General features: G+C 67.3%; 15 protein-coding genes. 10 read left to right on the top strand and 5 right to left on the bottom strand.

The features are described 5' to 3' along the window. Entirely contained in the window at positions 1-1,107 is a 1,107-nt protein-coding gene (locus IM660_RS02255; RefSeq protein ID WP_193496828.1) for an IS110 family RNA-guided transposase, read from the bottom strand. A gap of 401 nt (positions 1,108-1,508) precedes the next feature. On the opposite strand from IM660_RS02255, the gene IM660_RS02260 reads away from it, so the two are divergent. Continuing rightward, complete coding sequence (locus IM660_RS02260) at positions 1,509-2,486, top strand: LLM class flavin-dependent oxidoreductase (RefSeq protein ID WP_193497821.1); 978 nt, start codon at positions 1,509-1,511, stop codon at positions 2,484-2,486. A 22-nt stretch (positions 2,487-2,508) separates the two neighbouring features. On the opposite strand, the gene IM660_RS02265 is transcribed toward IM660_RS02260, so the two are convergent. Further along, positions 2,509-3,228, bottom strand: a complete 720-nt coding sequence (locus tag IM660_RS02265) for a YceI family protein (RefSeq protein ID WP_193497822.1) — start codon at positions 3,226-3,228, stop codon at positions 2,509-2,511. A 208-nt stretch (positions 3,229-3,436) separates the two neighbouring features. Here IM660_RS02265 and IM660_RS02270 point away from each other — a divergent pair, with 208 nt between their 5' ends. Next, positions 3,437-4,273, top strand: a complete 837-nt coding sequence (locus IM660_RS02270; protein WP_343072060.1) for a CPBP family intramembrane glutamic endopeptidase — start codon at positions 3,437-3,439, stop codon at positions 4,271-4,273. A 130-nt stretch (positions 4,274-4,403) separates the two neighbouring features. Here the strand turns inward: IM660_RS02270 and IM660_RS02275 are convergent, their stop codons facing one another. Continuing rightward, positions 4,404-5,150, bottom strand: a complete 747-nt coding sequence (locus tag IM660_RS02275) for an SDR family NAD(P)-dependent oxidoreductase (protein ID WP_193497823.1) — start codon at positions 5,148-5,150, stop codon at positions 4,404-4,406. 29 nt (positions 5,151-5,179) lie between these two features. Between IM660_RS02275 and IM660_RS02280 the strand changes: the two genes are divergently transcribed. The 6 genes from IM660_RS02280 (at position 5,180) to IM660_RS02305 (ending at position 11,396) form a co-directional block, all read left to right on the top strand. Beyond that, positions 5,180-5,707 (top strand): MarR family winged helix-turn-helix transcriptional regulator, encoded by a 528-nt coding sequence (locus tag IM660_RS02280; protein ID WP_193497824.1) that lies wholly within the window; start codon positions 5,180-5,182, stop codon positions 5,705-5,707. Between the two features lie 424 nt (positions 5,708-6,131). Continuing rightward, positions 6,132-7,481, top strand: a complete 1,350-nt coding sequence (locus tag IM660_RS02285) for an ABC transporter substrate-binding protein (RefSeq protein WP_193497825.1) — start codon at positions 6,132-6,134, stop codon at positions 7,479-7,481. After that, entirely contained in the window at positions 7,478-8,431 is a 954-nt protein-coding gene (locus IM660_RS02290) for a carbohydrate ABC transporter permease (RefSeq protein ID WP_193497826.1), read from the top strand. The genes IM660_RS02285 and IM660_RS02290 overlap by 4 nt, the downstream gene beginning before the upstream one ends. Further along, positions 8,428-9,279: a carbohydrate ABC transporter permease gene (locus IM660_RS02295; protein WP_193497827.1), complete on the top strand. Its 852-nt coding sequence runs from the start codon at positions 8,428-8,430 to the stop codon at positions 9,277-9,279. The genes IM660_RS02290 and IM660_RS02295 overlap by 4 nt, the downstream gene beginning before the upstream one ends. Continuing rightward, positions 9,276-10,736 carry an FGGY-family carbohydrate kinase gene (locus IM660_RS02300; RefSeq protein ID WP_193497828.1) on the top strand — a complete coding sequence of 487 codons (1,461 nt, stop codon included), beginning with the start codon at positions 9,276-9,278 and terminating at the stop codon, positions 10,734-10,736. Before IM660_RS02295 ends, IM660_RS02300 begins: the two co-directional genes overlap by 4 nt. Positions 10,737-10,760: 24 nt before the next feature. After that, complete coding sequence (locus IM660_RS02305; protein ID WP_193497829.1) at positions 10,761-11,396, top strand: class II aldolase/adducin family protein; 636 nt, start codon at positions 10,761-10,763, stop codon at positions 11,394-11,396. Between the two features lie 77 nt (positions 11,397-11,473). Here IM660_RS02305 and IM660_RS02310 read toward each other — a convergent pair whose 3' ends face one another. Further along, the gene (locus IM660_RS02310) at positions 11,474-12,517 is read right to left on the bottom strand and encodes a LacI family DNA-binding transcriptional regulator (protein WP_193497830.1); all 1,044 of its coding nucleotides are present in this window, start codon (positions 12,515-12,517) and stop codon (positions 11,474-11,476) included. A gap of 55 nt (positions 12,518-12,572) precedes the next feature. Here IM660_RS02310 and IM660_RS02315 point away from each other — a divergent pair, with 55 nt between their 5' ends. Continuing rightward, entirely contained in the window at positions 12,573-13,553 is a 981-nt protein-coding gene (locus tag IM660_RS02315) for a ketose-bisphosphate aldolase (RefSeq protein ID WP_193497831.1), read from the top strand. Positions 13,554-13,612: 59 nt separating this feature from the next. On the opposite strand, the gene IM660_RS02320 is transcribed toward IM660_RS02315, so the two are convergent. Then, positions 13,613-14,470: an SDR family oxidoreductase gene (locus IM660_RS02320; RefSeq protein WP_193497832.1), complete on the bottom strand. Its 858-nt coding sequence runs from the start codon at positions 14,468-14,470 to the stop codon at positions 13,613-13,615. A 98-nt stretch (positions 14,471-14,568) separates the two neighbouring features. On the opposite strand from IM660_RS02320, the gene IM660_RS02325 reads away from it, so the two are divergent. Next, complete coding sequence (locus tag IM660_RS02325; RefSeq protein ID WP_193497833.1) at positions 14,569-14,943, top strand: winged helix-turn-helix transcriptional regulator; 375 nt, start codon at positions 14,569-14,571, stop codon at positions 14,941-14,943. Positions 14,944-14,984: the final 41 nt, after the last annotated feature.

Consider the following 14,984-nt stretch of genomic DNA (forward strand, 5'->3'; position numbering starts at 1 on the left):
TCAAGGGGTGTTTGTGGGGTTGTGGTGTTCGAGTTGTCGGTAGATGTCGCGGGCTATGTAGCGTTTGAGGCAGCGGGTGATTTCGCGGTGGGTGCGGCCTTGGGTGGTGCGGCGTTGGGCGTAGGCGCGGGTGTGTGGGTCGTGGCGTAGTCGGGTCAGGACGATGACGTGGAGTGCTCGGTTGAGTTGGCGGTCGCCGTGGCGGTTGAGGCGGTGTCGGTTGGTGGTTCTGCCGCTGGTGGCTGGGATGGGGGCGACGCCGGCGAGCATGGCGAATGCGGCTTCGGAGTGGATGCGTCCGGGGTGGGACCAGGCGCACAGGATTCGTGCGGCCACGATGGGGCCGATGCCGGGCTGATCGAGCAGGTCGGCGCGCATGCTGGTCACGATGTGGTGGATCTGTTTCTTGTACTGGGCCGCTTGTGTGGTCAGGTCTTGGGCGCGGCGGGCCAGGTCGCGCAGGATGGTGATCGTGGTGGTGGTCTCGATGTCTTGACCGGGCCGGGTGCGTAGCCGGGCGGCGGTGGTGATCATCGCGGGCAGTTTCTTGCCGGCGAACTTCGCTCGCAGGGGTTCGGGGGCGGTGATGATGAGGTGGAACACTTGCCGTGCGGCGCGGCCTGCTTCGGTCACGAGGGAGTCTCGGGTGCTCAGCAGGATCGCGAGGGCGTGCCGGTTCCCGCCTGAGCGTGGGGTGGCTAGGTGCTCGCGGGTTAACGCTTCCCGTGCGGCGCGGACTGCGTCGATCGGGTCGGACTTGGCTCCACGGCGGCGCTTGGCCCGTTGCGGGCGGTCGATCTCGATGACCAGCTCACCACGAGCCTGTAGATGTCGGGTCAGACCCGCCCCGTGGGAGCGGGTGCCCTCGATCGCCCACGCCCGTCCACCAGTGGCGGCGCACGGATCGGTCTCGATATCAGCCTCATCCTCACCGCGTAGGTGGGTATCGACGAACTCGACCAGCTCGGCATACCCCGCCGGGGTGGCCGCGACCTGTACCTGGCCGAGCACCCCACCGGTGCCAGCATCGATGATCGCCGCGGTATGGGTATCGACATGGGTGTCGACCCCGATGACAACCTCGACGAGATCACTCAGACTAGTCATGACGTTTCCTCCACTTCGGAACGGGACGGGACGTTGTTGCTTTCCGGTCCGGTAGGAGAATCGGCAGGACTGTAGATGGGACACGACGGGCGCTACTACGCCCGCCGGTCAAGCTCCTGATCAGGCCAGTCGCTCCGACCGGGCCGGAGGCGGCGACCCGGAGCGGACAAGTCGTGCGAAAGGCACACACGGCCAGTCGATTAGCGAGTCACACTCCAAGCCACCACCCACAGCCCATCACCACCAGGCTGCGAACACCACACTCACAGTCGATCTGGCGGTCGGCCGAGCGGGGCGAGTGACCATATCGACGTGCGATTTCCGGGAATGAACGCCGGACGGCGCGGGGTTACTCCCACGGGCGATCAGCCCATCACCCGTCTGTCACGAAAGGGGCACCCATGCCGCCGATTCTCTCCCTGCTGGATCTCGCCGTCGTCGGACGGGAGCAGACCACCCGGGAGAGCCTGGAGGGCACGGTGGCCCTGGCGAGAGCGGCCGAGCAGGCCGGGTACGAGCGCGTCTGGTATGCCGAGCACCACAACAACCCGGCGATCGCCTCCTCCGCCACGAGCGTGCTGATCGCGCACGTGGCAGCGCACACGCGCTCGATCCGACTCGGAGCCGGTGGCGTGATGCTGCCGAACCACGCACCGCTGGTGATCGCCGAGCAGTTCGGCACCCTGGCCACGCTGCACCCGGGCCGGATCGACCTGGGCTTGGGCCGGGCACCCGGTACCGACCAGAACACGCTGCTCGCGCTGCGACGGGACGCGCGTGCGGCCGACACGTTCCCCGCCGATGTGGCTGAGCTGGATGGGTACTTGCGTGGGCGCACCACGATCGAGGGTGTGAACGCCTACCCGGGGATCGGGACGAACGTGCCCCTGTACATCCTCGGCTCCTCGTTGTTCGGTGCCCAGCTCGCGGCGAAGCTCGGGCTTCCGTATGCCTTCGCCTCGCACTTCGCACCGGCCGCACTCGAGCAAGCGGTGGCGACCTACCGAGCCGAATTCACGCCATCGGACCAGCTCGCCGAGCCCTACGTGATCGCGGCCGTGGGTGTGGTGGCGGCGGACAGCGCGGCCGAGGCGGCCGATCAACTGCTGACGGCGCAGCGCCGCCGCGTGGGTCTACTGCTGCCTCCCGGTCGCACGGTCACAGACGAGGAAGCTGACATGGTGCTCGGCACCGCCCAGGGCCGGCAGTTGCTGGAGATGATGAGATACACCGCAGTTGGGACGAAGGACGAGGTGGGGGAGTACCTGCGCTCCTTCGCCGGCCATGCCGACGCCGATGAGCTGATGATCGCACTGCACGCCGACGGGGTGACCGAGCGCGTACGAGCAGCGGAGATCGTCGCCGACGCGATGGCCTGACTGATAACCGGGTCAGGAGGCCTCACGCCTGCTCGAGCACAAGGCTGAACTCCACCTGCCCGTCCTCCTCGACCGTGACGAACCCGAGGTCGGGAGCCGTCACGTCGAAGTCGGCGAACGTGATCGGAATGATCCCGACCACCTGGATCTCGGCCCCGGAGGCCGCGATCTCGGCATCGACGGTCACCTCCCGGGTGACGCCGTGGATGGTCATGTCACCGACCAGCTCGACCTCGGTCGTCTCAGTCAGCAGGACCGGGCTGGTGAGCTCGAACGTCGCCGTCGGAAAGGTGTCCGTCTCCAGCGCGCTGCTGCGGAAGTAAGCGTCGCGCTGGGACTCGTCGGTGGAGACGGAGGCCATGTCCACCTCCAGGCTCGCATCCGTCAGGGTGTCCTCGTCGATGGTGATCTCGCCGGTGACGGACTCGGTGCGGCCGGTCACCGTGATGTCCTCACCACTGAGCACCTCCTCCACCCGGTAACCGGCGTAGGAACCGTCGCTGATCGACCACTCTCCGGTCAGGGCCGAGCCGGGATTTGTCGTGCTCGGAGTGTCCGTGGACTCGGTGGAGTCTGCCGGATCGCTTTCAGTGGACTCCGCCGAACGGTCGAGCGCCGGTTCCTCAGCAGCGGAGGCGTTGACCCAGTCGGCGTACATTCCCGGACCGAGTAACGCGCCGGCCCCTCCGAGAACCACGAGTCCAGCGACGGTGCCGGTCAGGACCTTCGTACGTGTCTTCATGGGTGCTCCGTTGGTGAGAGGGTGCTGAGCCGGTCTGGGTGAAGCCGTGACAGTGTTGCGCCCGCCGCTGAGGGTTCGTGGGGAAGTTCCTGGGAAACTCCTGAGAACCGCTCACGGCCGTGTACCGCATCAGTGGATTCGCCGACGCACTGCCGCATTGGGCATTCGTAGCCACGGCCACGACGGATGGTGATGGCATGCTGGACCCGTGACTGCCGTGCCACCCGCAGCCCAGACGGACGTGAAGAACTCGGTACCGTCCCTGAGTACTGTGCTCCCCGCCGTCGGGGTGTCCCTCTCGGCGTTCTTGCTGTTCGGTCTGATGCTCCCCGGATGGGGGCACGGCCTGCTCGTGGTCAGTTTGGCCGCGGCGTGGTGGGTCTCGCGCGAGCTGGGTAAGGACCTCAGCCTGATCGGGATCGGCATCGCGATCGTCTCGATCACCTCGGTCGAGGCGGACGTGCACTGGGACCGGTTCTTCACCATCGGCATCGTGCTCATCCTGGCGGTCCTGACCCCCTCGCTCATCGACCGCCTCGTGTACAAGCGCCACGCCATCCGCTTCCCGTGGCGCACCGGGCAGAAGTGGGCGCCGATCGAGAAGGGCTACATCGTGGCCGTGCCCGTGCTGGGCTGGCTGATCCTTCCGTTCTACTTCATCACCTCCGGTGCCTACCTGAACTGGCCACACATCACCGACGGCAGCGAGCTGGCGCGCTTCTTTGTCGGCGTGAACTTCGTGGGCACCTGGGATGAGCTGTTCTTCATCTGCACGTGTTTCGCGCTGCTGCGCCGGCACTTCCCGGTGTGGCTGGCCAACCTGCTGCAGGCCACGATCTTCGTTTCGTTCCTGTGGGAGCTGGGCTATCGGGAGTGGGGTCCGTTCCTGACCGCCCCGTTCGCGCTGCTGCAGGGGTGGATCTTCACCAAGACCGGGTCGCTGACCTACGTGCTGATCGTGCACCTGCTGTTCGATGTGGTGGTGTTCCTCGCCATCGTGCATGCGCACAACCCCGGGGTGATGGGCTTCTTCTTGGTGGGGTGAGGTCGACCGTCGCTCACGCTTGGGGTCGCTCCATCACCACCGGGGGTGAAGTTGACGTCGGTTATGGGCCGATCATCGACGTCAAGTTCACCCCCGGTGGTGCGAGCGTCGGTGGTTCAGAGTGACGGCGCTACTGGCGGTGGGTCGCCCCGCCGTCGACGTGCAGCACTTGGCCGGTGAGGTGGCCGGCCTGAGGCGATGCCAGGAACGCCACCGTGGCTGCGATGTCCTCCGGACGGCCTGCGCGCTTGGTCATGGTGGCGGCAACGAGCCGGTCGCGACGTTCGTCCGTCATCGAGTCGCCGAAGAACTCGGTCTCGGTCACCAGCCCCGGCGCCACGACATTGGCGGTGATGCCGCGCGGGCCAAGCTGGCGCGCGAGCCCAACGATCCAGGACTCCAGTGCCGCCTTCGCCGCTCCGTAGGCGCCGCTTCCCTGAGCACCGGCGATCGACCCGATCGCCACCACGCGGCCGCCCTCGCCCAGGCGGTCGGCCAGCACGGTCACCGGCACGACGGCGGTCAGCACGTTGCGCACGAACGTCGCCGTCCAGGTGGTGGCCGTCCGGCGGGCAGCTGCCTCGACCGGGTGATCGGCCGCGTCGCTGGCTGGCGTGGGAGGGTTCCCGCCGGCATTGGCGACAAGGACGTCGATGCGTTCAGGGAGGGAGTCGGCGAGGCGGGCGATATCGGCTGGGTCCTCAAGGTCTGCCGCCACGGCACGAACGCCGAGCTTGGCGGCCGTGTGCTCGAGCACCTCGATGCGGCGTCCCACGATCGTCACGTCGTGGCCTGAAGCGACCAGATCGGCAGCGATCGCACGCCCGATCCCAGTTCCTCCACCCGTCACAACGGCGGTACGTCCAGAGTCGGTCATCTCTCCTCCTTTAGGGCTAAAGTAGTTCCATGGTGGCATACGAGGACGACCTGCGCGACGCCGTCGATGAGATTGCTGATGCCTGGCGGCGTGAGCTCCCCGGTGCACCGGTGGACTCGATCGGGGTGATCACGCGGGTCTGGCGAATCGCCCACCTGCTCGACGCCGATCGCCGCGACACCATGCAACGCCTCGGTATGGAGATATCCACACGGAACCTGCTCGCCACCCTGCGCCGCGCGGGGGCTCCCTACGAGCTGGCGCCCTCGGAGATCGCACGACGGGCCGGTGTCAGCGCCGGGGCAGTGTCGCAGTGGGTGGCCCGTGCCGAGCGGGACGGCTGGGTCGCGCGCCGCCGCGGGGAGGGTGACGGTCGTGCCGTCACCGTGACTCTCACCGACCAGGGCCGGGAACGGATCGACGCCGTGGTCGGGGAGTTGCTCGCGCACGAGGCAACGCTGGTAGCCGGGCTGGAGGAGGGTGAAGTGAACCAGCTCGCGGGGCTGCTGCGGCGGTTGATGGCGGGACTGGAGGGGCGATCTGAGGGTTCGCCGTAGGACGGGCTATGCCCGCCGGATCCCGCTCAGGTCGCGCGCCCCCCTCGAGTGTTCACATCGTGAGATCCAGGTCGTGTATCTCAAATGTGATGACCCGATGAGGTGACCCGGCCAGGCCGTTGTCAGCACACTCGCAGCTGATTGCGCCGCCCGTGTGATGCACCCGGCGCAAGGTGCGCTGTGGCCTCCCGCACCCGGGTAACCCGCCACTGCGCGGGCTCCGGCGAACGACAACCGCCATGACAGCGAAGCGGACACCGGACGTGACCGCGACAAGCCCGTCAGGACAAGGCGAGACACGACTGGACAAGTGCTCCAGCGATCTCCTGGACAACGTCGAACCGGCACGGTGGAGCCGGTTGACTGGCGTGATCCGACAGGCCTCTACTAGCCGTCGACTCGATGCCCAGGAAGGGATGAAGCGATGACGCTTCGACGCACACTCTGTTTCGGCTCCGCTGCTGTAGCCGCCTCGTTGCTGGCGGCCTGCGCCGGTGGAGCCACCGAATCACCGGACGACGGAGCTGGCGGCACCACCGGATCTGGTGATGCAGGCTCGGCCACCGTCTCGTTCCGATCATGGAGCCCGATCGAACAGACCACCGCACAGATGGTGGCCACGTTCGAGGAAGCGAATCCGGGGACACAGATCGACACGACGATCTTCAACTATCCCGAGTACATCGTCGACCTGCAGACCCGTGCCTCCTCCGGCACGATGCCGGACATCGTCGGGCTGCAACCCGGTGCCCTCACCCAGCAGTACCGCGACCATCTGATGCCACTGCAGCAGTGCGCCGAAGACGCCTGGGGACCGGACTGGCAGGACATGTTCTACCCGATCGGGTTGGACCAGGCCCGGATGGGCAACCCTGAAGGCGACGAGAACTTCTACGCACTGCCGATCCTCGTGCAGACCGTCAACCTCTGGGCGAACACGCAGATCCTGGAGGACCACGGCGTCGAGCCACCACGGACGTGGGACGAGCTCGTAGCCGCGGTCGACACCATGTCGGGGAACGAATTCGCACCGTTCCTACTGCCCGCCAAAGACTCCTGGCTGCGCAACGTGGTCTTCCTGCAGATCGCCAACAATGTCGCACCTGGCCTCGTCTACGAGGCGGAGGAGGGTGCCGCGTCCTGGACCGACGACGGCATCGTGACGGCCTTCGAATACTGGGGCCGCCTGTTCTCCGACGGGATCGCCCAGGATGGTGCCCTCGCTCTCGACGCCTACCCGAACGGTGCCAACCAGTTCGAGTCAGGAACCGCCGCGATGATCCCGCTGGGCGCGTGGTGGATCCAGCAGTCCGACCCCTCGCGCAGCGAGGTCCCGCCCCTCTCGGAGGGAATGGCAGGCTTCGAGCCCTTCCTGTTCCCGACGATCCCCGGCGGTGCGCAGGAATCTCAGTTTGTCGGGGGTATCGACGTCGCCCTCGGGATCGCCGCCGACTCCGAGAACCCGGAACTGGCTTGCCAGGTCCTGACCGACTGGATCGCCGGCGATGGCGCACAGGATCTCATCAACACCTTCAACGATCTTCCGGCCGTGACCGGGCTGAACCCGGAGGAGTTCACCTCTGACCGCCAGCAGCGGATCTGGTCCACCTTCACCGAGGACTGGATGCCGCAGGTGCAGTACTCGCGCTACCTGCAGAGCCCGGAGATGGACTCCGCTCTCGCCGATGCGCTCGCAGCCGTCGCGGCGGGCGACTCCACACCGGCGGAGGCTGCTGCGGCCGTCCAGGAAGTCCAGGACAGCGTCAACTCATGAGCCAGGCCGTCAGTGCAGCCGGGGCTGTGACCGCTGGATCCAGCACGCAGCCCCGGCGGCGGCCGTCCCGCCCTCGGGAGCGAGCGTCCGCCATCGCCTTCATCGCTCCCACAGCGCTGCTCTTCGCGATCTTCGTGGTGTACCCGATCGTGTACAACCTGCAGGCATCCACGCTCGACTGGGATGGCATCAACGCCGGTACCTGGGTCGGCCTGGGCAACTACGAGCGGCTCCTGAGTGACCCGGTCTTCGGCCTCACGATGCGCAACTCGGCCTGGTGGATCCTGCTGACGGTCTTCCCGCAGGCGGTGATCGGGTTCGCCCTCGCGTGGCTGCTGAACACCAAGCTTCGCGGCCGCACCGTCTACCGCGCGATCTTCTTCGTGCCGGCCATCCTCTCCCCAGTTGTGGTCGGGATCGTCTGGCAGCGCCTGCTCGACCCGTTCAACGGCGTGCTGGCGCAGGTCGGCCGGGCGGTCGGCATCGAAGCGCTGACCCGTCCCTATCTGGCCGAGCCGAGCACGGCCATCTTCGCGGTGATTGCCGTCAACGTCTGGATGTGGAGCGGCTTCTCGATGCTCTTCTATCTCGCTGGCCTGCAGTTGCTCGACCGGGCGGTGCTGGAAGCGGCTCGCATCGACGGCGCCACCGGGTTCCAGCTCATCAGTCGCGTAGTCCTGCCCTTGCTGAAGCCCACCCACCTCTCGCTGGTGCTGCTCGGCATCATCGGCTCGCTGAAGACGTTCGAACTGGTCTACATGCTGACCGAGGGTGGTCCCAACCACGCCTCGGAGATGCTCCCCACCTACACGTTCAAGCAAGCCTTCCAGCTGCAGAGCGTGGGATACGGGTCCACCATCTCGGTCGTCTTGCTCGTCGTGGCGATCGGATCATCGCTGACGATGTTGCGCGTGTTCGGCGCCGGCTTCATCACCGGGGAGCAAAAATGACCCGGCCGCACACCAAGCGCCGCAGCGGCAATGTCGACGCCCCACCGCGCTGGGCCCATCCGGTGTTGATCCCGCTCGCCGCTGTGTGGCTGGTGCCGGTGGTGATGGTGGTGGGTCTCTCCCTGCTCCCGACCGCACGGCCCGGAACGACCGCCTTCGGCCTGTTCCCCGCGCACCCGTCGCTGCGCAACTACCTCACGATCTGGCAGGACAACCCGATTCTGGGCCACCTGGGCAACAGCGTCCTCATCTCGGCTCCCTCGATCATCCTGGTCCTCGCCTTCGGATCCATGACGGCGTTCGCTCTGGCACGCCTGCGGGTTCCGTTCAAAGCGGTGGTCTTCAGCGGGCTGCTCCTCGCCCTGGTGCTCCCGATGGCCTCCATCGTGGTGGCGACCTTCAAGATCCTGCAGACCATCGGGCTCTACAACAGTCTGCTCGGGCTGGTGCTGGCGTACACGGCGCTCGGGCTCCCCTTCGCTGTCATCATGATCCGCACCACCTATCTGGCGATTCCGGACGAGACCTACGAGGCAGCGCTGGTCGACGGGGCCGGGCCGTGGCGCATCTTCTGGCGGATCTACTTCCCACTCGGGAAGGCCGCCGCGGCGGTGGTGGTGATCTGGCAGCTCATGATGACCTGGAACGACTTCCTGCTTCCGCTGGTGTCGTTGAGCGACAACGCCCTCAAGCCACTCACCTTGGTGCCGCTCGCCTACCGCGGGATATACCTCAGCCAGCCCGGCGCCTTGTTCGCCGTCCTGGTGCTGATCTCTGTTCCGATCGTCGTGGTCTACATCGCGGTCCAGCGGTACCTGGTCAACGGACTCGCGGGGTCGGTGAAGTGAGCCTGCTCGGGATCGACCTAGGCACCTCCGGGGTGCGCGTGGCCGCCTACGATCTGGCAGGAGGCGAGATCGCGGCTGCCAGCGCTGGCACCACACTGCATCGACCTGCGCCAGGCCTGGCCGAGCTGGATGCCGAGGAGGTGATGGCGGCCGTCATCCGGTTGTGCGCCGAGGTCACGGCCAGTGCACCCGTGCGGGCCGACCCGGTGGAGTCACTCTCGTTCGCCGTCCTCGGCGAGGCAGTGCTCCCGGTCGATGGCGCAGGTAAGGCGCTCGCACCAGCGCCGGTGAGCATGGACCGGCGTGGAGAGACCACGGCGGCATGCCTCGCAGACGTGCTCGGGAATCGGGTCGTGCAGGAGATCACGGGCCAGCCGCTGCACCCGATGTTCGCCGTGCATAAGATCAGCGCCTCCGCGCAATGGCCAGTGGCAGCCCAGTACCAGTCTCTCGGGGAGTATGTGGCCGGGCAGCTCGGTGCCCGGCCCGCAGTTGATCTGACCATGGCTGCCCGCACTGGCGCGTTCGACGTCCAGCGCCGGCAGTGGAGTCCGGACATCCTCGATGCGCTCGGCGTGAACGCGACCACGCTGGCGGAGGTGGTCTCAGCCGGCACGGTCGTCGGCGCCGTCAGCACTGAGGCAGCAGCATGGACCGGAGTGCGGGCGGGGACGCCGATCATCGCCGGTTTGCACGACCAAGCTGCGTCCTTCGTGGGCGGAGGCGGTCGAGCGGCCACCTCGTGCGTGGTCTCCTTCGGATCCAGCGACTGCCTGACCGTGGGCACCGCCAGTCGTCCGATCGGCTTGGACGGAACCGGTTTTGCCAGCTATCCCGTGCGCGAGAACCTCTGGGTGACTCTCGCGGGCACCGCCGCCGGAGGGTGGGCGCTCACGTGGTTGGCCGACCTCGTCCGGGCCACCGGCCAGGAGTGGGAGGCGCTGTACGACGTCAGCGCCCAGGCGCCTCCTGGGCTGCTGGTGATGCCCTACTTCGCCGGATCCGGCACGCTCGACAATGACCCGGACGCCCGCGCCGCGGTGCTGGGGCTCACCCTGGAGACGAGCCGTTCGGATCTGGCCAGGGCCTTCCTGGAGGCCTCCGGCTTCGAAATCGCGAAGATCGCTGACGCACTGGCCAGGTCGGGTGTCCCTCCCACCCAGGCCTACGCCGTCGGGGGTGGCGCCCGTTCCGTGAGCGCACTTCAGGTGCGTGCGGACGCTGCGGGAATCCCGCTGACGGGCGTCGCCGCCAACGCCTCGACGAGAGGCGCTGCCATGGTGGCCGGGCTCGGCATCGGTGCCTTCGGCACTGTGACGGATGTCCCCCTCCCGCCGGTCGGCTTCCGCGCGGAACCACGTCACGAACACACCTCCTGGTACGCCGCCCAACGGGCGACCTTCGCCGCCACCTACCAGACCTTGCGCCCGGTGAACCAGGCGCTCGCCGCCCTCTGACCCCGACCACCTCTGAGGAGAACGATGACCACCTTCGACCTGCAGTCCGCCAAGCGGGACGTGCTCGACTACTGCCTCGAATCCGTCAAGCACGGGCTGAATTTCAACACCCAGGGCAACATCAGCATCCGCATTCCGGGTACTGAGACCTTCCTGATCACCCCCACCGACCTTGAGTATGACCGTATGACGGTCGATGACCTGGTGGTCGTCGATGCGGATGCGAATGTCGTCGAGGGTCATCTTCAGCCCTCATCCGAGGTCACCGTGCATCTCGCGGTCTACGCGCACCGGCCCGACGTCCAGGCCATCGTGCACACCGAACCGGTGTTCGCGAACGTCTTCGGCGTGCTCGGGGAGCCGATCCGCGGCGCCCTGGTGAACATGGTGATCTACACCAAGGGCGACGTGCCGATCATGCCGTTCGCGCTCAGCAACTCCACCCGGTTCGGCGAGGACATGGTGGCCTACCTGGGTGAGAAGAACGCCGTCGTGTGGGCCAATCACGGTTTGCTGACTGTGGGGGAGAACCTGCGGGATGCGTTCAAGACCTCCATCGCCGTGGAGAGCGCCGCGCAGGTGCTGCTGCACGCACGGTCGGTCACCGAAGCCCCCATCGTGCTGGACTACGAGTCCCTCGGGATCACGCGGGCGCTGTGATGCTCCGATGGCCGACGGCGCCGGTCACCGTGGTCTCGGGCGCCCGGCCGGGATCGTGGTCCGGTAGGTACGCCTGCTCAGCCGAGGACGTTGCGCTCCGGGTCGATGGGGATGCATCCGCAGCTGGTGCCGTAGGTGATGTCGTAGTCGATCTCCACCATCCGGGGTGGAAGCCGCGGGTTGTGGGTGCGCTCGGTGAGCAGCTGCACCGTGCGGGCGGCGAGCGTCGTGGCGGGGGCTACGGCGTTCGTGGGGATGAGGCCGGTGTTCCCGATCCCCGGGATCGCGTCGAAGGTCGTCAGCACGACGTCGGTGGGGATTCGCAACCCCAGGCGCGCCACCGCGGAGACGGTGCCCCAGAACATCAGCGCGTTGGTCGCGAGCACGCCGAACGGCGGTTCCACCTCCCTGAACAGGGCGTACGCGGCCGACTCGGCATCGTCGATGCTGGTCATCCCGGCGGCGACGTGGTTGGTGGTGCCGGTGCGCGCGACCACACGCTGGAAGGCGAGATGGCGGTTGTGCAGGGTGGAGATGTTGAGGTTCCCGGCTATCAGGCACACCCGGTCCAGCTGATGCTGGTCAATCATGTGCAGTGTCAGCGCCTCGGCGGCACGTCGGCTGTCGGGCAGTACATGGTCCACCTTGCCGCGGATTGCCGGTACGGTCCGGTCGACCACGACCGTAGGGGTGGTGCGGGCGAAGTCCGGCAGGCTCGGTGCTCCGGTCGGGAAGATGACCAGCCCGTCGAGCTCCTGCCGTCGCATCGCCTGCAGCAGCCGCTCTTCGGTGTGGACGTCGTCGTCGGAGTCGCCCGAGAGCAGGACCGGGGCGAACGTCGACAGGCGCGCCTGCAAGGCGCGGCTGCAGGCGGCGAAGTAGTCGTTGCGCACGTCCGGGAAGATCAGTCCGACGGTGCCCGAGCGGCGGGTGCTGGCCGACCGGGCGGGTGCGGGATTGTTCTGCCCCATCTCCACGATGGTGCGCTGAATCAGTTCCCGGGTGGTGTCGGCCACGTGGGGTTCGCCGTTGACGACCCGCGACACCGTCTTGATGGACACACCGGCCCTGCGCGCGATATCGACGAGCCGTATGCCCGGTGGCAGCGCGTGTCCATCCACACGACCAGAGTAATCGATTCGTCTCTGACTCAGAGTTCCATCCGAGAGGACCCCCGTGCCCCTGCTGACTACACGCCACCTTCTCGACGCCGCTGCAGCCGGTAGCTATGGAGTGGGCGCCTTCAATGTGGCGGACCTCGTGCAGACCCAGGCGGTGCTCGACGCGGCCCGGGCCACGCGCTCGCCGGTGATCATCGAGACCCTTGCCGGCGGTCACCCCTACTCCAGCGACGAGTTCTTCTGGACGATGCTGCTGCGGGCGATCGACACCTACGACGACATTCCGGTGGCGTTGCACCTGGATCATGGACCGGACTTCGACACCTGTGCGCGCGCGGTGGATGCCGGGTTCACCAGCGTCATGATCGACGGATCGCTCGATTCGGCCGGCCGGCCCGCAGCGTTTGAGGACAACGTGGCTGTCACGGCCCGGGTGGTCGCCTATGCGCGCGAGCGGGGTGTCTCCGTGGAGGGAGAGCTAGGCACCATCGGTGGGTCGAAGGACGGTGCCAGCCACGCTCAGATCGTGCTCGCCGACCCGGACCAGGCGGCCGAGTTCGTGGCGGCCACCGGGGTTGACGCACTGGCGGTGGCGATCGGCACATCGCATGGCGCGTACAAGTTCACGTCTCCGCCCGACGGCTCGGTGCTGCACATGGACCTGATCGAGCGCATCGCCGCGAAGGTTCCGGGCGTGCACCTGGTGATGCACGGGTCGTCCGGGTTGCCGGCTGACCTGCGCGAGACGATCAATGCGCATGGTGGGCGACTGCCCGAGTCCTGGGGTGTGCCCGACGAGGAGAAAGGGCGCGCCGCCGGCTTGGGCATCCGCAAGATCAACCAGGGTATGGATCACTACATGGCCTTCACAGCCGGCCTTCGGGTTGCGCTGGCCGAGGATCCGATGAGCGTCGACCCGGCGGTCTACCTGGGTGAGGCTCGCGAGTGGAGCCAGCGACTGCTGGAGGAGCGGATGGCTCTGTTCGGGCAGGCCGGCAGGGCCGAGGATGTGCTCACCCACGTTCCGAGGGTCTGACCGACGTGCCAGTTCCGGCCCGTCCGGTGAACCCGGCGGGCCGGAACTGACCCCTCAGATCAGTCCAGGGCCTCACGCAGCCCGTCTACCAGGGGCGTGCTCGGACGTCCGATCAGGCGCGTCAGGTCGCTGGTGACCTCGGCGAGCAGGCCCGCCTTGATGTTCTGATCGAGCGCGACGACGAAGCCGGCGGTCCCTTCGTCGAGTCCGGCCTCGCGCAGTGTCGCCTCGTGCTCGGCGGGGCTCAGGTCCCGGTAGGTCACCTCCCGGCCCACGACGGCGGAGGCCGCCTCGGCGAGATCGGCGTGCGTCCACGCCACATTGCCAGTGAGTTCATAGATGGCGTCGTCGTGTCCGTCAGTGGTCAGCGCCGCTGCTGCCGCCTCGGCGAAGTCCTTGCGGGAGGCGCTCGCGACCCGTCCCTCACCCACCGATCCCACCAGCTCACCAGTCTCGCGAGCTCGGGCGACGGCGTCGGTGTAGTTCTCGGTGTACCAGTTGTTCCGCAGGATCGTGGTGGTCACGGGTGCGGCGGACAACATCTCCTCGGTGGCCTTGTGCTCGGGTGCGAGCACGAGAGCGGAGGTGTCCGCGTGCGGGGCCGAGGTGTAGACGATCCGCTGCACGCCGGCGGCGACGGCAGCGTCGATGACGTTGCGGTGCTGACGGGCTCGCTCGCCCACGGCATCGCTGGAGACCAGCAGTAGCGTCTCGACCCCGGCGAACGCGGTGCTCAGCGTGGACGGGGCGTCGTAGTCGGCCACGCGGGTCTGCACACCGGCGCCGGCGAGATCAGCGACCGCCTCGAGCCTGCGGGAGGTGGCGATGATCTGATCGGCGGGGACGCCGCGATCGATCAAGGCGAGGACGGTGAGGCGGCCGAGGTGGCCGGATGCTCCGGTGACGGCGAGGGACATGGACTTCTCCTTGGGTTGGTGGATGTCGTAGCCGTCAACGTCGACGCCATGCGGCTGCTTCCCAGACGAAGGTACCCACTTTCTAGTAAGGTACTGTCATGCAGGTAAGTTCCCAGGTCATACCGGACATTCTGGATCTCAGTCCCGGAACCTATACCGAGAACTGCCCGACCCGGGTGGTGCTGGATCACGTCACCAGCAAGTGGGGTGTGCTGGTGCTTGTCGCTCTGACCGGCGGACGGCTGCGCTGGGGTGAGCTGCGCCGCGCGGTCGACGGGATCAGCGAGAAGATGCTCGCCCAGACCTTGCGCACCCTCGAGCGCGACGGACTGGTCCACCGGGAGGCTCAGCCCACGATCCCGCCCCGGGTCGACTACGAGCTCACCCTGCTGGGACATGAACTGGCTGAGCACCTCACGCCGTTGCTGCGGTGGATAGCCGGCCACGCCGAGGAGATGCTCGCTGACGGGTGAGCGCCGTGCCACGAGGGTGGCATAGGTGTCGAGAATCGCCG

The organism is Ruania alkalisoli, assembly GCF_014960965.1.
Classification (GTDB): domain Bacteria; phylum Actinomycetota; class Actinomycetes; order Actinomycetales; family Beutenbergiaceae; genus Ruania; species Ruania alkalisoli.

Coding starts and splice junctions, on each gene's coding strand:
- IM660_RS02295 (WP_193497827.1), top strand. CDS start 8,428: ATGACCCGGCCGCACACCAAGCGCCGCAGCGGCAATGTCGACGCCCCA.
- IM660_RS02280 (WP_193497824.1), top strand. CDS start 5,180: ATGGTGGCATACGAGGACGACCTGCGCGACGCCGTCGATGAGATTGCT.
- IM660_RS02260 (WP_193497821.1), top strand. CDS start 1,509: ATGCCGCCGATTCTCTCCCTGCTGGATCTCGCCGTCGTCGGACGGGAG.
- IM660_RS02265 (WP_193497822.1), bottom strand. CDS start 3,228: ATGAAGACACGTACGAAGGTCCTGACCGGCACCGTCGCTGGACTCGTG.
- IM660_RS02305 (WP_193497829.1), top strand. CDS start 10,761: ATGACCACCTTCGACCTGCAGTCCGCCAAGCGGGACGTGCTCGACTAC.
- IM660_RS02275 (WP_193497823.1), bottom strand. CDS start 5,150: ATGACCGACTCTGGACGTACCGCCGTTGTGACGGGTGGAGGAACTGGG.
- IM660_RS02285 (WP_193497825.1), top strand. CDS start 6,132: ATGACGCTTCGACGCACACTCTGTTTCGGCTCCGCTGCTGTAGCCGCC.
- IM660_RS02320 (WP_193497832.1), bottom strand. CDS start 14,470: ATGTCCCTCGCCGTCACCGGAGCATCCGGCCACCTCGGCCGCCTCACC.
- IM660_RS02255 (WP_193496828.1), bottom strand. CDS start 1,107: ATGACTAGTCTGAGTGATCTCGTCGAGGTTGTCATCGGGGTCGACACC.
- IM660_RS02290 (WP_193497826.1), top strand. CDS start 7,478: ATGAGCCAGGCCGTCAGTGCAGCCGGGGCTGTGACCGCTGGATCCAGC.
- IM660_RS02325 (WP_193497833.1), top strand. CDS start 14,569: ATGCAGGTAAGTTCCCAGGTCATACCGGACATTCTGGATCTCAGTCCC.